The following is a 17414-nucleotide window of genomic DNA, read 5'->3' on the forward strand; positions in this document are numbered from 1 at the left end:
CGGAAGGGATGAATGGATTCAACCGATTTCTAGAAGAGAAGGTTATGCCGTTTGCAGGGAAGATTGCCGCTCAAAGACATTTACAAGCATTGCGTGACGGAATTGTTTTAACCATGCCTCTCATTATCGTCGGTTCACTGTTTCTTATTTTAGCCAACCTTCCGATTCCAGGATACAGCGATTTTATGGCAAGTGTCTTCGGAGCCGAATGGGCCACGAAACTATCCTATCCTGTGAATGCCACCTTTGACATTATGGCACTTGTTGCGACCTTTGGGATCGCATACAGGTTAGCTGAAAAGTATGCAGTCGATGCACTGTCATCTGGTGCAATTGCTGTCGCAGCTTTCCTCCTAGCCACACCTTATCAAGTACCGTTCACACCTGAAGGATCAACAGAAGCTATCCTAGTGAATGGCGGTATTCCCGTCACACTGATGGGCAGTAAAGGGCTATTCGTTGCCATGATTATTGCCATGCTTTCCACCGAAATTTACCGCTTTATTGTACAGCGGAATATCGTCATCAAAATGCCTGATGGTGTACCGCCAGCAGTTAGTAAATCGTTTATCGCACTTATTCCAGGTTTTGTGGTCATCACGCTGATCTGGGTCGCTAGGCTTCTGATTGAGATGACACCTTTTGAGAGTATTCATAATATCATCACGGTCTTAATCGGCACACCACTATCCATTCTTGGTGGAAGCTTAGGCGGAAGTATCGTTGCCATCGGTGTGCAAATGCTCCTCTGGGCATGTGGTATTCACGGAGCCACCATTGTCGGAGGAGTCATGGGTCCGATTTGGCTCGGTGCGATGGATGAAAACCGTCTTGCCTTCCAAGCAGGAGAAGTGCTGCCGAATATTTTCACAGCGCAGTTCTTTGAAATCTTTATCAATGTCGGCGGAAGCGGCGCGACGCTTGCTTTGGTACTGACCATGATCTTGCGTGCGAGAAGTAAACAAATGAAACAGCTTGGCCGTCTTGCGATTGGGCCAGCCATCTTTAACATCAACGAACCGATCATTTTTGGAATGCCGATTGTGATGAACCCAATGCTTCTCATTCCGTTTATCCTTACGCCAATTATGATGATCATCACCACATATATCGGAATGAGCACAGGACTTGTAGCAAAACCGGCAGGGATCGCTGTCCCGTGGACAATGCCGCCAATCATTTCAGGCTATCTCGCAACAGGCGGGAAAATTTCTGGCGCGGTCATGCAGCTGATTAACCTTGCCTTGTCATTTGCGCTATACTATCCATTCTTTAGAATGTGGGATAAGCAGAAATTGAAAGAAGAAAATGAGCTTGAAGCAAAAGCATCAACAGATGAAAATGTCGTCAGCATGTAATAGAGGGAACAAGGGGGATGCGGCCGATGGAAATGGAACAAATTGTGTTTCAACTCATCCTGCACGGTGGTAATGGCAGAAGCTCGGCCATGGAGGCCATTACATGTGCAAAGCAAGGCAATTTTGATGAGGCGAAGCAAAAATTGCAGGAAGCACAAGACGCGTTAAATGAGGCGCATCACGCACAGACAGAGCTGATCCAGGGAGAAATCAGAGGAGAGAAAACCGACGTCAGTCTCTTGATGATTCATGCACAGGATCATCTGATGAACGCTATGACCGTCAAGGAGCTTGCAGCTGAAATCATTGAGCTCCATGAAAAAATGAAGCAATTCGGAGGTGTCAATTCATGAAAGACGGAATCAAAATTGTCACAATAGGCGGAGGATCAAGCTATACGCCTGAGCTCGTCGAAGGGTTTATTAAACGATATCAAGAATTGCCTGTAAAGGAATTATGGCTTGTGGATATTGAAGCAGGTCAGGAAAAGTTGAACATCGTGGGTGCCCTTGCAAAACGTATGGTCGAAAAAGCGGGTTTGCCGATTGAAGTGCACCTCACCCTTGACCGCCGGGCAGCTCTGAAAGATGCGGACTTTGTCACGACACAATTCCGTGTAGGACTGCTCGAAGCCAGAGCAAAGGATGAGAGAATCCCGCTTAAATATGGCGTCATTGGACAGGAAACGAATGGTCCAGGCGGGTTATTTAAAGGTCTACGCACCATTCCAGTCATTCTAGACATCGTGAAGGATATGGAAGAGCTTTGCCCAGATGCCTGGCTGGTGAACTTTACAAATCCAGCAGGCATGGTCACAGAGGCGGTGTTACGCTACACGAATCTGAAAAAAGTAGTCGGTCTATGCAATGTGCCGATTGGAATCAAAATGGGCATTGCAAAAGCGCTGGATGTCGATGTCGAACGCATTGAAGTACAATTTGCAGGCCTCAATCACATGGTCTATGGCTTAGATGTGTATTTAGACGGGGTCAGCATTATGGATCAAGTACTCGATGAATTAGGAAATCCAAATAGCCAGTGGTCCATGAGGAATATTGAAGCGAAAAACTGGGAGCCTTCTTTCGTCAAAGGCTTAGGGGTCATCCCATGTCCGTATCATCGTTATTACTATAAAACGAAAGATATGCTGGAGGAAGAACAAAAAGCGGCTCAAGAAAAAGGAACAAGAGCAGAGGTTGTGCAGCAAGTCGAGCATGAACTATTTGAGTTATATAAAGACCCAGATTTATCGATTAAACCGCCGCAGCTCGAAAAAAGAGGCGGGGCTTATTACAGCGATGCAGCATGTAATTTGATCAGCTCCATCTACAATGATAAACATGACATTCAACCGGTAAACACAGTGAACAGAGGAGCGATTGCCAGCATTCCGGCCGAATCAGCGGTTGAAGTGAACTGTATCATTACAAAGGACGGACCGAAACCAATCGCGACAGGTGATCTGCCTGTGGCTGTGAGAGGACTCGTTCAACAAATCAAGTCCTTCGAGCGTGTGGCAGCTGAAGCAGCTGTGACAGGAGATTACGAGACGGCTCTTGTCGCCATGACCATCAATCCACTCGTTCCATCTGATGAAATTGCAAAGCAAATCTTAGATGAAATGCTGGAAGCGCACCGTGAATATTTACCGCAGTTCTTCAAATCAGTGAATGCTTTAAATAAAATGGCCCCTTAATGGGGTCGTTTTTTATGATTTTTTCATATGGAAACCGGAGAAAGCAGTGTATGATAGAAAAAACAACATGTACTGCTTCAAAGAAAGGACGGTTAGAATATGGTGGCAATTGGGTTAATGCTTTACGGCTTTATCGTTCAACCTCTACTTAGTTACGGCACAGTGGTTTTGTTTTTGTATGGAATCATCGCTTCGTTTATTGGTCTGATTCGGCATAGACAGGATGTGTGGATGTATGTTCTCCGCCTGCTCGTTTGTTTTACTATTCCAGTAACCAATCTGTTAATGTATTTCGCAACCATCGGTGGAGATGAAAGAGACTTTGATTTCCAGCCGATGCCGCCAGTTTATCATCTTGTTTTTATCCTAGAAATCATCATCGTCTTTTTACCAGAGATCTTTTTACTGATCGAGAGAAAGCGGAGTATCAAAGGCAAACAGTGGATATATGCAGGGGCCATTGTGGGGATATCGGTCTTGTTTTGGTGCACGATTTGATGAGAGGCTGACTGACATCTAAGTCTTTTTCGCCTTTTTGTTGCGTAACCTCTTTCGCCTCACTTTTACAAAAGTAATGGAAAGAACAAAGATAGAAATCCCGAGAAACTTAAATAGAAAACGGGTGAAGAACGGTGAATCGTCGAAACCTGTAGCGATGATGATTGATCCGATGCAAATCCCAAAGAACGCTAGTAAATAAGTAAAAAACATATCATCACTCCTTAAGTGTGGAATAGATCCATATTTTCCATTATGAGGTAGTGAAGGAGATAAAGAAACAAAAAAAGAACCCTTCATCAAATGAAAGGTTCTTTCGCTTGCTTATGCCTGCTTGACGACCGAATCGACTTCTACTGTCCAGCCGAAGATATCTGGCTGAGTTCCTTTTTGGATTCCAGTAATCGCTTCGTACAATTTCTTCGATACTTCGCCTGTTTGACCATTTTGAATGACGTATGGCTGATCGTGATAAATTAATTCACCGACAGGAGAAATGACGGCTGCCGTTCCTGTTCCGAAGATTTCTTCAAGTTCACCTGACTGATGTGCTTCAATTAACTCATCAATTGAAATTTTACGTTCTGTCACAGGGATTTCCCAATGCTTTAACAACTCAAGCACAGAATTCCGTGTGATCCCTTCTAAAATGCTGCCGTTCAGTTCAGGCGTCACGATTTCTCCGTTGATTTTAAAGAAGATATTCATACTGCCGACTTCTTCAATGTACTTTTTCTCGATGCCATCAAGCCACAGGACTTGTGAAAATCCTTTTGTTTCAGCAACTTGCTGTGCTTTCAAGCTCGATGCATAGTTTCCAGCTGTTTTGGCATTTCCTGTTCCGCCTTTAACAGCGCGGACAAATTCGTTTTCCACCGCAATTTTGACCGGATGGATGCCTTCTTTATAATAAGAACCTACTGGAGATAAAATGATGATCAGCTTGTAGGTGCTTGACGGTGCAACACCTAAATAGGGCTCAGTAGAAATAATGAATGGTCGAATATACAAAGAAGTGCCCTCTGCATCAGGTACCCAATCCTTATCAATGCGAATGAGTTCATTTAAGCCTTCTAAAACCGTTTCTGTATCAATTTGCGGGATACATAGGCGGTCATTTGATCTGTTTAAGCGTTCCATATTTTTTTCGGGACGGAATAAGAGAATCTTTTGATCCTCAGACACATACGCCTTCAAGCCTTCAAAAACAGATTGGCCATAATGATAAACCATAGAAGCTGGGTCCATTGGAATCGCCTGATAAGGAATAATTCTCGGATCATACCAGCCTTTATCAATTGAATAATCCATCACAAACATGTGGTCTGTGAAGATTTTTCCGAATTCAAGTTGATCAGATTGAGGTTTTGGTTTTTTTGTTGAACTAAGTTCAACACGGATGGGTTGTTTTGGCATCGTAAATCTCCTTGCTGTTTGATTATTTGAAAATTCTAATAATATGAAATAATTATGATTCTATTCTATACCTTCACAAAATATTAGCAATAGGTTTTCTGGAATTCAGACAAGAAAAATCTGTTAAAGCGCTTTCCTCCTCTCTGTCGTGGTTTTACTGAAGTTTCCCCTTAGAAATAAAATCCAATTTCATTATTAACTGATTAATCTGACAATTTAAAAGCGATTTATTTTCCTGTAAGATATTCTTTCAACCATACACCTTTTGACTAGTACATTGCAAGGGGCATTGCCATATTTTAATCCTCTTTTTTTTAACCGATAAAGGTAGAAGAGAGTGGAAGGGAGCAAACAACGAGATGAAACGAATGATATCAGGCGCCTTATTGATTTTATTGATGACCGCCATTAGTTTTGGCTGTCAAGCGATGACGGAGGAGGCTGGTGCGAAGCAAGGTACTGCCTATTACGTCGCAGCAAATGGGAACGACAAACATCCAGGGACAAAGCAAAAGCCTTTCCGTACGCTGAAAAAAGCGGCAAGTATCGCGAAAGCTGGGACAACAGTTTATATGAGAGGCGGTACATACAAAGAGAGATTGATTGTCCGCCATTCTGGAACAAAGAAAGCACCAGTTGTTTTTCAAGCGTATGGAAAAGAGAAACCTGTCATTAGCGGAGCATCTCTTAAAGGAAATCAAGCAGACGGAGGTCTCGTGAAGCTTGACCAAAAAAGCTATATCACCCTGAAAGGTTTGACAGTCGGTCATATTAAAACGAATCAAGAAGATGTGACACCCATCGGTATATTCATCACAGGAAGCGGCAAAGGCGTCAAACTGCTTAACAACCGTGTGTACGACATTCAGACGACACATCAAAATGGGAATGCTCATGGCATTGCGGTCTATGGAACGAAAGCACCTGCAGCCATTGAAGACATCGAAATCAAAGGAAACACTGTGGAAAAGTTAAAGCTGGGTTTTAGTGAAGCCCTTGTGCTAAACGGAAACGTTAAAAAATTCCGTGTGACACATAATACAGTCCGGCATACGGACAATATCGGGATTGATTTAATTGGTTTTGAGAATGTCGCACCTTCTAAAAAGTATGATCAAGTGCGAAATGGTGTCGTATCTAGAAACAAAGTTTATGAGATTACGAGTGTTGGGAATCCAGCGTACGGCAAGGACATCTCCGCAGGAGGAATCTATGTGGATGGCGGGAAAGACATCGTGATTGATCATAACATCAGCCATCATAATGACCTTGGGATTGAGGTCACAAGTGAACATAAAGGGAAGATGGCCGAACGCATTCGCATTGAGCACAATCAAGTATATTTAAATCGTTATACAGGCATCTCCATTGGCGGCTATGACAAGAAGCGGGGCGGAACCACAAACACGACCATCTCCCATAACATTTTGTACAAAAATGACACAGCCGGCTTAGAAGGCGGTCAATTGCTCATGCAATATCAATCGGTGAACAATCGAATCACGAATAATATCATGACAGCCAGTGCTTCGCATTACTTAGTCGTGAATCTCTACGAAGTGAACAAGAAGAATACATTCCAAAAGAATGTCTACGATGACCGCAAAGGTGCAAAAGCCTCACAGTGGGTATGGCGCGGGAAATGGCTGGAAGGCTACAAAACGTATCGCTCGAAAAGCGGTCAAGATAAAGGATCAGCACACCTCAATCCCCAATTTGTGAATGAGAAAAAATATGATTTCCGTCTTAAGGCATCATCACCTGCTAAGAAAATCATCGGCAGTTAAACAAGGCATTCGGTGCAAATGATCATTTTAGAAATTTTCAAAAAAGTCATTGACATTGATGAGACATCACATTAAAGTAAAGAAGACATTTCAACTAAAACAAATTTCATAACGGATCTCTTATCAAGAGAGGCAGAGGGACTGGCCCTATGACGCCCAGCAACCGTTTCTATTTAAGAAATTGGTGCTAATTCCTGCAAAGCTGTTACAGCTTTGACAGATAAGAGAGGAAGACTTCCCGATACATGTTTCATGCAACGGTGATCAAGCCTCTCTTTATCAAGAGAGGCTTTTTTGATCTCTTTTTTTAGAATCAAAAGACTGGGTTCACAGGCATATTTCCACTTCTTTACCTAGTTTTCCGATGTGAAAAATAAAACAACTTGAGGAGGAACAGCAATGAAACGTAAATATTGGACATCATCTCTTGTATTATTGACGGTCCTGACCGTGCTATTATCTGGTTGCGGTACGGGATCAAGCGCAGGCTCAAAGGCTAATGCAAACGAAAAGGTCTCCTTTGACAATGTCCCGAAGCGATTTGCAAAAGGACAGGGAGCAAAAATTAAAGTCATCCGTAAAATTGGCGGGGACGATCATACTGCTCAGTTTTTAGCAGGAACGAAGGCAGAAGGTGAAGCGCTAGGCTTTACAGTAGATGTCTACACGGCAAATGGTGATACGGCGAAGTTTCATGATGCTATTTCTCAAGCACTAGAAGAAAACTATGATGGCTTTATCATCTCTCATGGGGATGATGAGGCGACAGTCGCTGATGTGAAGAAGATCACAGCGAAAGGCATTCCAGTTGTGGCGTTTGATTCAAATCCGAAGCTGAAGGACATCAAAGGGGTCACAGTGACGTCTCAAGATGACGAGCAATTAGCGAAAAAATCATTAGATGCACTCGTGGCTGATTTTAAAGGGAAAGCAAATATTGCGTATCTTTGGGTAGACGGATTCCCTCCAATGGTGAGACGAAACAAGGTGTACCAAGAAACGCTCAAACAGCATACAGGAATCAAGGAACTTGACCGATTTGGCGTTGCGGCCTCTGATACATCAGTTCAAACACAAAATGCGGTTGCGGCTATGCTAAATAAATATCCAAAGGGTAAACTGGATGCGATTTTTGCCACGTGGGATGCATTTGCGATTGGTGCCGCAAGAGCTTTAAAAGAAGCAGGAAGAACCGAAGTGAAAATATACGGTATTGATGTGTCTAATGCCGATCTGCAAGAAATGACTGCGAAAGACAGTCCTTGGAAGTACACTGCCGCTGTCGATCCGAAGCTCATTGGTGCAATCGACGTAAGGATTCTTGCGAAGAAACTAGCTGGCGAGAAAACGCCATCTTCCTATGACCTTGAGGCCTCTCTCATTTCACAAAAGCAGCTTCAGGATGCAGGAAAGGCCATCAATATGGTCAATCTTGCAGATGAAGTAAAAGGATTCGGATCATCGACTGCTTTTGAAGAAGACTGGATGAAGACCTTGAAGAAGCATTATGCAAAATAAACAACGTGCACTCTCTTTTCATAGAGGGTGTTTCGTTTTTCAATTGACGATCAGGAGAGAAGGAGGACACCTATGACAACGCCGCTTGTTCATATGAAAAACATTTCGATTGAATTCCCAGGAGTCAAAGCGTTAGATCAAGCAAATTTCACATTAAAAAAAGGCACAGTCCATGCCCTGATTGGGGCGAACGGCGCTGGGAAGTCAACGTTAATGAAAGTTCTCTCTGGTGCTCATTCACATTTTGAAGGAACCATCCACATCAATGGCGAGGCGGCGACCATTCATACACCGAAGGATGCGGCCTCATACGGTGTGCAGACCGTCCATCAAGAAGTGGATACAGCTCTAGTGCCATATTTAAGTGTTGGCGAAAATATGATGATTCATGAAATTGAGAAAAAACCATTCGTCCGTTGGAAAGAGATTCACCGCAAGGCAGCACAGCTGTTACAAGAGATGGACATTGACATCTCAACGAAGCGTCTTGTGAGTGATTTGACACTGGCAGAAAAACAAATGGTGCTCATTGCCAAGGCTGTGTCGATCAAATGCAGCATTTTAATTTTAGATGAACCAACCGCTCCACTTAGCCATGCAGAAACAAGTAAGCTATTCTCAATGATTCATCAATTGAAAAAGAACGGCACAGGCATCATTTTTATTTCGCATCGCATGCCAGAAATTTTCAACATCTGTGATGAACTGACTGTGATGAAGAATGGAACCGATGTGGCGGCGCACCTCATTAAAGAAACTGATCCAAAGCAGGTCATTGAAGAAATGCTTGGCGCGCCATTAGAGGATCAATTCCCATTCCGTACACCGCTAGAGGATGCACCGATTGTGCTTGACGTGAAAGAGTTGCATGACCAGCATAAATTAAACAACATTCATCTTCATGTGAAAAAAGGAGAAATTCTCGGGATTGCAGGATTAGTCGGTGCTGGTAAAACAGAATTGTGCAAAGCCCTATTCGGCGCCTCAGAAAAAAAGTCAGGCACTGTGCAGCTGCATGGTCAAACCATTCATATCAAGTCGCCTCATCACGCTGTGAGAGCGGGTATTGCCCTTGTGCCTGAAGAACGGAGAAAAGAAGGGATTCTAACAGAAGAAACTGTTGGATGGAACGTAACAGCTGCAAGTCTACGTTCGTTTACACGGCCGTTCAGCTTCTTACATCGTTCTAAGGAACGGAAGGCAGCAGATGGAATCGTCAAGCGGCTTGGCGTCAAGACACCTTCTCTTGAAGCGAAGGTGAAGCATCTATCCGGTGGAAATCAACAAAAGATTGCGATTGGGAAATGGCTGTTGGCTGAGGCGGATGTCTATCTCTTTGATGAACCAACCAAAGGTGTAGACGTTGGAGCCAAAAAGGACATTTTCTCCCTCATTGCAGAACTAGCTGCAAGAGGAAAAGCGGTGATTTATGTTTCAAGTGAGCTTTCAGAAATTGCAGGAATTGCCGACCGAGTATACGTCTTATATGATGGCAGCATTGCCCGGGAAATGACGGCACCAATGACTGAAGAAGAGCTTTTATATCATTCAACAGGAGGACAATCATGAGTGAACGACAAGTTTCAGCCCCAGTTCAACAAATCAAGAAACAGCGGCCATCCTTTCATCTGTTTGATTTCTTTTATCAATATGGCACCATCTTAACGATTGTCGTATTGATTGTTGTCTTTGCGGCAGCCAATCCGGCATTTTTACAGTCAGGAAATATCATCAACATTTTACGATCGATCTCGATTGTAACCATCATTGCGGTAGGGCTGACGATCTCCCTAGCAGTGAACGGCTTTGATTTATCTGTAGGCTCAGTTGCTACGTTATCAAATGCAATTGTGATCTCCATGTTTGTATGGTTCTCGCAAAACCCACTCATTGCGATCCTTTCTGCGCTGGCGGCTTCTCTTATTGTCGGTTTGCTGAATGCTTGGATGATTGTCAAAATGAAGATTCCAGATATGCTCATGACACTAGCCATGATGTTTATCATTCAAGGGCTCGCACAAACCTATACGAAAGGTGCGACCATTTCTGAAAATATGGTGCTGCCTGATGGCACTTTTTCAACTGGCACCATCCCTGCCTTTTTCAGCAAGATTGGGCAGGTCCCCTATATCATTTTGATTATGGCGGCCATTGTGCTTTTTGCCCATGTTTTTATGACTTACACAAAGCATGGGCGATTGATGTATATCATCGGTGGAAATAAAGAAGCCGCTCGATTATCTGGTATTCATGTGAACAAATACAAAATCGCAGCATATCTGTTGTCTGCCTTATTTGCGGCGATCGGTGGTATCGTGCTGGCATCAAGGGTGATGACAGCAGAAATTAACGCAGGAACGCCATATTTAATGGATGGGGTAGCTGCTGCTTTTATTGGTTTTTCAGTCATGGGAGCAGGTAAACCAAACGCATTCGGTACATTTATTGGTGCGGTGCTCATCGGTATTTTGCAAAATGGACTTGTGATGATGTCTGTCCCGTATTATGCAATGGATATCGTGAAAGGATCTGTGCTTGCACTGGCACTCGCGCTGACTTATTACAAACAACGGGGCTAAGATGTATTTTTTTAAAACCATTTGTGTCCTCTCTCCGTCTAGTAAACGGAAAGCAGTGTAACAGCTGTTTGCCAAAAGGAGATGACAAAAAGAATGAATATGTCAGCAACTCATGTAGAAGATTTGAAAAGTGTCATGGAAGACTGGAAAAATGAATTATTAGTATATAAATTTGCATTAGATGAAATGGATACAAAGTTTTCGATTATTAGTCAGGAATATAATTTAATCCATGGACACAACCCAATAGAGCATACAAAATCACGGATCAAATCCTTTGAAAGCATCGTGAATAAACTAGCGAGAAAAGGATGTGACATCACCACACAATGTGCCAAGGAGTACATACATGATATCGCTGGTGTCCGCATCATTTGTTCGTTTATTCAAGATATCTATAACATTATTGATGTTTTGAGGCAAAGAGAGGATTTAAAGATTCTTGAAGTGAAGGATTACATTCAGCATCCGAAACCAAATGGCTATCGAAGTCTTCATTTAATTGTTGAGATTCCTGTTTACTTAACGAATCGTGTGGAGCATGTGAAGGTTGAAATTCAGGTGCGGACCATTGCGATGGATTTCTGGGCGAGTCTCGAACATAAAATCTATTATAAACTGCAAAACGATGTTCCTCATCAGCTCACCGATGAACTAAAGGAAGCGGCAGATATCGCTCACTACTTAGATGAAAAAATGCAAAATATCAAACGAGAAATTGATTAACCAATAAAAAGAGTAGCTGTTTTGAATGACAGCTACTCTTTTCAGTCTTATTAAGGGTTGGTGCCTCGATCTCTCTTTTGAATGATCGTACCGTCATCTTGCGATTGTGCGGACGGGCTGCCTTTTTGTGTAGAAGTGCCAATCCAAACACCTGTGAACAAGAGCGCAAAAATCGCACTTGAGATCAGCCATTTTTTCATCATACATCACTCCATCTTCTTAACAAGTTTTGAATGACAATGCCTTGTTCTGAAAATACATCGCTTCTTTCGGAAGACCATTTTCAGTTAAGTAGGCGGCTACATCCTGACAGATAGCCTCAAGATCAACAAGGAAATTCATAGATTCTAATTGGTCACAATAAGAAATGATCTGCTCAATCATGTTGTCTGGCTGGAGCATCAATGTTTCTAAAATGGATAATTTAAGTGAAATGTTTCGTTGTTTTAAATTTTCTGCTTTTTGAAGTGAAAGCTGTACATAATAGTGGAACAAACCAGGCTTTTTCAGCTTAAACAGCGCTTTCGTGTAGGCATACAAGGCCAGTAAATAGCCGCCTGGAGAAGAAGTTTCGAATGCCTCAATCAATAAAGCCTTTTCTAGGAGCGGTACAGCTTCACTGTATTCATTTCTTAGACTTTTAATAAAGGCTGCATTGCAATACGCGTGACCAAGTAAATCTGGATCCTCCATCTGTTCGAGTGAGTGAATCACCTGTCCGAACAAAGCTTCTGCCTCTTCATATTTCGATTGATCCGCATAATTCAGAGCAAGCATCATTTGACAGCTGATTGATTTTTTCACATAACATGGATCTGCGTCGTAAATAGACGAAGCCTTTTTTAAGTGGTGGATGGAGAGAAGTGTGGATCTTATATTATAGTATAGACATCCTGTTTTATAATGGAATTCTGCCTTTTCAATGTCATCATGTACGAGATCTAATTTATCCTCGGCCAATTTCAAATGGTGAAATGCTGTATCTTGATTCCCTCTGCGCATTTCATACATGCCTTTAAAGAAATAGAAATAGTAGCTGAGCATATCATCTGTACGAATCGCATTTTCATCTACAAAAAGACTGTGATCTAACGAAGCTGTATCTTCGACTAAATCTTTGAAACGGTATTCTAAAAGTTGATAGTAGAGTAAGACGTCTTGATTCTCTTCCATTCGATCAAATGCTTGAAGAATCTCTTCTTTTAGCTGTATTGCTTCTTGTATGTCTCTTTTTTTCATCAAGACATACCAGTCATTTAGCATATTTGCTACATCAACGGATGACAAAACACCTGTTTCTGCCAATTGGTATCCTCCTTTCTTCACCTATTCATTTCTGCTGATTCTTATTTGTCTGAATCATCTTTCCATATTAAGTATCTTCTTATATTTTAAGCGGTCTATCTCAATTTGTAAAACATGTTTTTTGATGTAAATTCAACCAGTAGTGAAAAAAATAGGGAGTAACGATCGGATTGTATACGCTTACATTTTTTTAGGTAAAAAGAGGATATTGAAAAAAATATATCAGGATATCAATAGAGGAAGAGAGACAGTGAAAGAGGGTTTTTTCATAGGTGAGAAAGAAGTGTTATTTATAAAGGAGTGTTCTCGGTTTTTTGTGAGATTATATCACATGAATATTGTGAAACATGCTTCTTTCAGAATAAAATGAGTTATTCGCAAAAAAGTAAAATTTAAAGAGACTATCGATCTAGAATTGTATGGATCTTTGGTATTGATAAAAAATATCACACAGTATAGCTTTAGCGTGGTATAGTAAGATTGTTGTTGCGAATATTTAGACAAAACTGACAATTGGGGGTCGTGTTTTATGAAGAAATCGATGTTACTGATCATGGGACTAATTGTTGTGCTCGTCATGGCAGCCTGTGGTTCAAAATCAGACAGCGGTTCGGGAGAAGGCAAAGGCACATATAAAATCGGGATAGATGTAACATATCCGCCATTTGAATTTGAAAAGGGCGGTAAAACTGTGGGAATAGACGTTGATTTAATTAACGCCATTGCGAAAGACCAAGACTTCAAAGTGAAGCTTGAAGCAATGGATTTCTCAGGGATTATTCCAGCGATGCAAGCAGGTCAGCTTGATGTTGGAATGGGTGGTATGAGTATTACAGATGAGCGTAAAAAGAAAGTGGATTTCTCAGATCCATACTTCGACGCTGGTCTGACAGTTGTTGTGAAAAAGGACAGCAGCATCAAATCAATTGATGATTTAAAGGGGAAAAAGCTAGCTGTTAAAAATGGGACAACAGGTGCAAAATTTGCAACAGATAACGCAGACAAATATGGGTATGAAGTAGTTCAATTCAATGACAGTCCATCTATGTTCCAAGAAGTATCTAATGGAAATGCAGATGCTTTAATTGAGGATTATCCTGTCATTACGTATGCGATCGCACAGCAAGACTTGAAATTGAAAACAGTTGGAGATCGCTTGAATGGAGACCAATACGGGATCTCAGTGATGAAGGGGAAAAACCAAGACTTATTGAAGAAAATCAATAAAGGGCTGGAAAACCTAAAGAAAAACGGTGAATATGACAAAATTATTGAGAAATATTTGAAGTCATAACACAAGCGAGGCGCGCTCAGAGCGCGCTTTCTTTATGTGTCAACCGTATGTGAATTAGGGAGGGAGAAACATGGATACGATTGTTAATGCATTTCCGTATTTAATGGAGGGTTTGCAAACCACTTTATATATCTTTGTTGTTGCTATCATTTTAGGTTTTATCATCGGGTTGATTGTGGCGCTATTCCGCCTGTCACCATTTAAAATCTTGAACTTTATTTCACTCATTTTTGTCAATGCCATTCGAGGTACGCCATTTATCGTACAGCTATTCTTCATTTATTTTGGGCTAAATACACTTGAATTCATTTCACTTGACCGAGTGCCGGCAGGGATTATTACAGTAGCGATTAACGCAGGAGCTTATTTCTCAGAAATTATTCGTGCAGGGATTCAGTCCATCGATAAAGGACAAACTGAAGCCGCACGCTCTTTAGGATTCACAGGTGGACAAAACATGCGCTTTATCGTCCTTCCACAGGCATTTCGCCGTATGCTTCCAGCCATTACTAACCAAGCCATCATCAGTTTGAAGGACACCTCTCTCTTATCGATTATCGGTATTGCTGATATCATGCAGCGGGGACAAGTTCAAGCATCTGCTACCTTTGATCCTTTGAATGTCTGGCTCATTGTCGGTGTCATTTATTTCGTGATCATTTATTTACTTTCTCTACTGGCTAGCTACGCAGAAAGGAGATTTGATGTGAAATGAGTATGATTACGGTGAAAAACTTAAAGAAATCCTTTGGTGACAACGAAGTTTTAAAGGATATTAATGCAGTCATCGAGGAAAAAGAGGTTGTATGTGTCATTGGTCCTTCAGGATCAGGGAAAAGCACATTCCTAAGATGTCTCAATAAATTAGAGGATATTACGGCTGGGGAAGTTGTTGTCCACGGACATACGATTACAGACCCAAAAGTGAATATCAATAAAGTACGACAAGAAGTTGGTATGGTATTTCAGCACTTTAATTTATTTCCTCATAAAACCGTGTTAGAAAATATCACGATCGCACCGGTGAAAGTAAAAGGGATGGAGAAGAAAGCCGCAGTCGATAAAGCATTAGACTTGCTTGAAAAGGTCGGCTTGAAAGACAAGGCCAAAAGTTACCCTAACCAATTATCTGGTGGACAAAAACAGCGTGTTGCCATTGCAAGAGCCTTGGCGATGGACCCGAAAGTGCTCTTATTCGATGAGCCGACATCTGCTCTTGACCCTGAGGTCGTTGGGGATGTATTAGCTGTTATGAAACAATTAGCAGTCGAAGGAATGACGATGATTGTCGTCACACATGAAATGGGCTTTGCAAGAGAAGTGGGAGATCGCGTGATCTTTATGGATGGCGGATATATCGTCGAAGAAGACAAACCAGAAGCACTCTTTGGAAACCCGCAGCATGAGCGTACCAAATCATTTCTTAGTAAGGTGCTATAAAAAAAGAGTAAGAGCAGGTACACATGCTCTTACTCTTTTTCTTTTGTGACGAGAATGAATATACCGATTCACATGCATTTCCTAGGAAATATTATCGTTGGAAGAACTCAATCCACTCTTGGTCTGGCCCTCGGAAAAAGAAGTAGCAATAGCCATTGGGCAATGTTGTGATTTCTTCATCTATTAGCTCAATTTGCAGCTTTTGAATACGGTTGAATTCCGCGTGGATATTATCTGTTGTGAAGGCGAGATGGTGGACCTTTCCTTCAGATGGAAGGTCACTGCTATACCCTTGAATGAGTTCGATTTCCGTTTCTGCTTCGTCTTTAAAGCCAAGAAAGGCAAGTTCAATGACTCCGTTTGTATGAGTGATGCGATCCTTTAATTTCATGCCCACCACTTTTTCATAAAAATCAATGGACTGATCAATATTTGTCACCATAATCCCTGTATGATCTAAGCGTAATGTTGTCAAAAAAGAGCCTCCTCTATGTCGAGTTGATATTTTTCTCCTCATCTTATCATAATAGAAGTAACGTATACATTCATATGGTAGGATAGAGAGAGTCAATTTAGGATAAGGATGACACAAATGAAAAAAATCTCATTAAAACAAACATTTGCAGAACAAGTGAAAAAGGGATATCCGCTTATTTCAAAAGATGCTGTGTCGCGTGTGAATGGTGTACAGGAAGGCGAACTCATTGAATGGGTAGATGAAAGAGGCTCTTTTTTAGGGAAAGGATATTATGGTGTGCAAAATAAAGGCATCGGTTGGGTACTTTCCTTTGACGCTAACGAAAAAATAGATCAGGCCTTTTTTGTTTCTAAACTTGAACAGGCATCCAAAAGCAGAACTCATCTATTTCGTGATGCACAGACGACGGCTTTCCGTGTGTTCAATGGAGAAGGGGATGGAATTGGTGGAATCACGATTGATTATTATGATGGATTCTATCTCATCCAATGGTATAGCGAAGGTGTTTATACATTAAAAGAAGATGTATTGGCTGCGATTGAGCAGGTGTACCCTGACTATAAAGGCATTTATGAAAAGAAACGATTTGATACGTCTGGACAATATATCGAAGATGACGATTTTGTAAAAGGGGAGAAAGGTGAATTTCCTCTTATCGTCAAAGAAAATGGGATGAACGTGGCGGTTTATCTAAATGATGGTGCGATGACAGGTATTTTCCTTGATCAGCGTCATGTGCGAAAAGCAATTCGAGACCGCTATGCAAAAGGAAAGACCGTCCTTAATACGTTCTCTTATACCGGCGCTTTCTCTGTAGCAGCAGCGCTTGGCGGGGCAAGCCGTACGACAAGTGTAGATGTTGCAAACCGCAGTTTGAAAAAAACATCTGAGCAGTTTGAAGTGAATGGCATTGATGTAGACGGGCAGGATATCAAAGTCATGGATGTCTTTAAATATTTCCCGTTTGCGGCGAAAAAAGGCTGGAGCTATGATGTCGTGATCTTGGACCCACCCTCCTTTGCACGAACGAAGAAACACACATTCAGTGCAGCGAAGGATTATAAGAAACTATTAAAAGAAGCCATCCAGATCACAGCTGAGAACGGCGTCATTGTGGCGTCAACCAATAGCAGTGCATTTGGGATGAAAAAGTTTAAAGGATTTATTGCACAGGCCTTTAAAGAATCTGGGAAAACGTATCGTATTCTTGAGGAATATTCACTTCCTGAGGACTTCCGTACAACGAAAAATTATCCTGAGGGGAACTATTTAAAGGTTGTCTTCATCCAAGCATAAGAAAAAGCCATTTTCCGATAAGG

17 protein-coding genes and 1 riboswitch are annotated in these 17414 nt (G+C 41.7%); of the genes, 13 read left to right on the forward strand and 4 right to left on the reverse strand.

The window, feature by feature from the left end; translation table 11 throughout:
* The first annotated feature begins 8 nt into the window (after window positions 1-8).
* The 4 genes from celB (at window position 9) to EBQ12_RS05705 (ending at window position 3552) form a co-directional block, all read left to right on the forward strand.
* Complete coding sequence (celB, locus tag EBQ12_RS05690) at window positions 9-1358, forward strand: PTS cellobiose transporter subunit IIC (protein ID WP_007497888.1); 1350 nt, start codon at window positions 9-11, stop codon at window positions 1356-1358.
* A gap of 26 nt (window positions 1359-1384) precedes the next feature.
* Complete coding sequence (locus EBQ12_RS05695; protein WP_008345561.1) at window positions 1385-1711, forward strand: PTS lactose/cellobiose transporter subunit IIA; 327 nt, start codon at window positions 1385-1387, stop codon at window positions 1709-1711.
* A complete protein-coding gene (locus EBQ12_RS05700; protein ID WP_125589331.1) occupies window positions 1708-3054 on the forward strand; it encodes a 6-phospho-beta-glucosidase in 1347 nt (448 codons plus the stop codon). The genes EBQ12_RS05695 and EBQ12_RS05700 overlap by 4 nt, the downstream gene beginning before the upstream one ends.
* 99 nt (window positions 3055-3153) lie before the next feature.
* Complete coding sequence (locus EBQ12_RS05705) at window positions 3154-3552, forward strand: hypothetical protein (RefSeq protein ID WP_025208200.1); 399 nt, start codon at window positions 3154-3156, stop codon at window positions 3550-3552.
* Between the two features lie 324 nt (window positions 3553-3876).
* Here the strand turns inward: EBQ12_RS05705 and EBQ12_RS05715 are convergent, their stop codons facing one another.
* The gene (locus EBQ12_RS05715) at window positions 3877-4968 is read right to left on the reverse strand and encodes a branched-chain amino acid aminotransferase (RefSeq protein ID WP_008345553.1); all 1092 of its coding nucleotides are present in this window, start codon (window positions 4966-4968) and stop codon (window positions 3877-3879) included.
* Between the two features lie 359 nt (window positions 4969-5327).
* Between EBQ12_RS05715 and EBQ12_RS05720 the strand changes: the two genes are divergently transcribed.
* The 5 genes from EBQ12_RS05720 (at window position 5328) to ywaC (ending at window position 11578) form a co-directional block, all read left to right on the forward strand.
* Window positions 5328-6755, forward strand: coding sequence for a DUF1565 domain-containing protein (locus EBQ12_RS05720; protein ID WP_125589333.1), 1428 nt, complete (start codon window positions 5328-5330; stop codon window positions 6753-6755).
* Window positions 6756-6872: 117 nt separating this feature from the next.
* A riboswitch (SAM riboswitch) is annotated at window positions 6873-6982 on the forward strand.
* A gap of 172 nt (window positions 6983-7154) precedes the next feature.
* Window positions 7155-8273 (forward strand): sugar ABC transporter substrate-binding protein, encoded by a 1119-nt coding sequence (locus EBQ12_RS05725; RefSeq protein WP_007497873.1) that lies wholly within the window; start codon window positions 7155-7157, stop codon window positions 8271-8273.
* Window positions 8274-8345: 72 nt separating this feature from the next.
* The gene (locus EBQ12_RS05730; protein WP_125589335.1) at window positions 8346-9842 is read left to right on the forward strand and encodes a sugar ABC transporter ATP-binding protein; all 1497 of its coding nucleotides are present in this window, start codon (window positions 8346-8348) and stop codon (window positions 9840-9842) included.
* Complete coding sequence (locus tag EBQ12_RS05735; protein WP_017368303.1) at window positions 9839-10852, forward strand: ABC transporter permease; 1014 nt, start codon at window positions 9839-9841, stop codon at window positions 10850-10852. Before EBQ12_RS05730 ends, EBQ12_RS05735 begins: the two co-directional genes overlap by 4 nt.
* A 93-nt stretch (window positions 10853-10945) precedes the next feature.
* A complete protein-coding gene (ywaC, locus tag EBQ12_RS05740; RefSeq protein ID WP_007497867.1) occupies window positions 10946-11578 on the forward strand; it encodes a GTP pyrophosphokinase YwaC in 633 nt (210 codons plus the stop codon).
* A gap of 50 nt (window positions 11579-11628) precedes the next feature.
* On the opposite strand, the gene EBQ12_RS19315 is transcribed toward ywaC, so the two are convergent.
* Window positions 11629-11778 carry a hypothetical protein gene (locus EBQ12_RS19315; RefSeq protein ID WP_017368302.1) on the reverse strand — a complete coding sequence of 50 codons (150 nt, stop codon included), beginning with the start codon at window positions 11776-11778 and terminating at the stop codon, window positions 11629-11631.
* 19 nt (window positions 11779-11797) lie between these two features.
* The gene (locus EBQ12_RS05745) at window positions 11798-12883 is read right to left on the reverse strand and encodes a response regulator aspartate phosphatase (protein ID WP_058337081.1); all 1086 of its coding nucleotides are present in this window, start codon (window positions 12881-12883) and stop codon (window positions 11798-11800) included.
* 529 nt (window positions 12884-13412) lie between these two features.
* On the opposite strand from EBQ12_RS05745, the gene EBQ12_RS05755 reads away from it, so the two are divergent.
* The 3 genes from EBQ12_RS05755 to EBQ12_RS05765 all read left to right on the forward strand — a co-directional run bounded on the left by EBQ12_RS05755 (window position 13413) and on the right by EBQ12_RS05765 (window position 15617).
* Window positions 13413-14177: a transporter substrate-binding domain-containing protein gene (locus tag EBQ12_RS05755; protein WP_007497862.1), complete on the forward strand. Its 765-nt coding sequence runs from the start codon at window positions 13413-13415 to the stop codon at window positions 14175-14177.
* 70 nt (window positions 14178-14247) lie between these two features.
* Window positions 14248-14892: an amino acid ABC transporter permease gene (locus EBQ12_RS05760; RefSeq protein WP_039165129.1), complete on the forward strand. Its 645-nt coding sequence runs from the start codon at window positions 14248-14250 to the stop codon at window positions 14890-14892.
* Complete coding sequence (locus tag EBQ12_RS05765) at window positions 14889-15617, forward strand: amino acid ABC transporter ATP-binding protein (protein WP_025208197.1); 729 nt, start codon at window positions 14889-14891, stop codon at window positions 15615-15617. Before EBQ12_RS05760 ends, EBQ12_RS05765 begins: the two co-directional genes overlap by 4 nt.
* A 91-nt stretch (window positions 15618-15708) precedes the next feature.
* Here EBQ12_RS05765 and EBQ12_RS05770 read toward each other — a convergent pair whose 3' ends face one another.
* Complete coding sequence (locus EBQ12_RS05770; RefSeq protein WP_008345541.1) at window positions 15709-16092, reverse strand: VOC family protein; 384 nt, start codon at window positions 16090-16092, stop codon at window positions 15709-15711.
* A 117-nt stretch (window positions 16093-16209) separates the two neighbouring features.
* Between EBQ12_RS05770 and EBQ12_RS05775 the strand changes: the two genes are divergently transcribed.
* Entirely contained in the window at window positions 16210-17391 is a 1182-nt protein-coding gene (locus EBQ12_RS05775) for a class I SAM-dependent rRNA methyltransferase (protein WP_125589337.1), read from the forward strand.
* The last annotated feature ends 23 nt before the right edge of the window (window positions 17392-17414 follow it).

Origin of the sequence: Bacillus sp. 2B09 (assembly GCF_003946835.1) — a bacterium.
GTDB lineage: Bacteria > Bacillota > Bacilli > Bacillales > Bacillaceae > Bacillus > Bacillus altitudinis.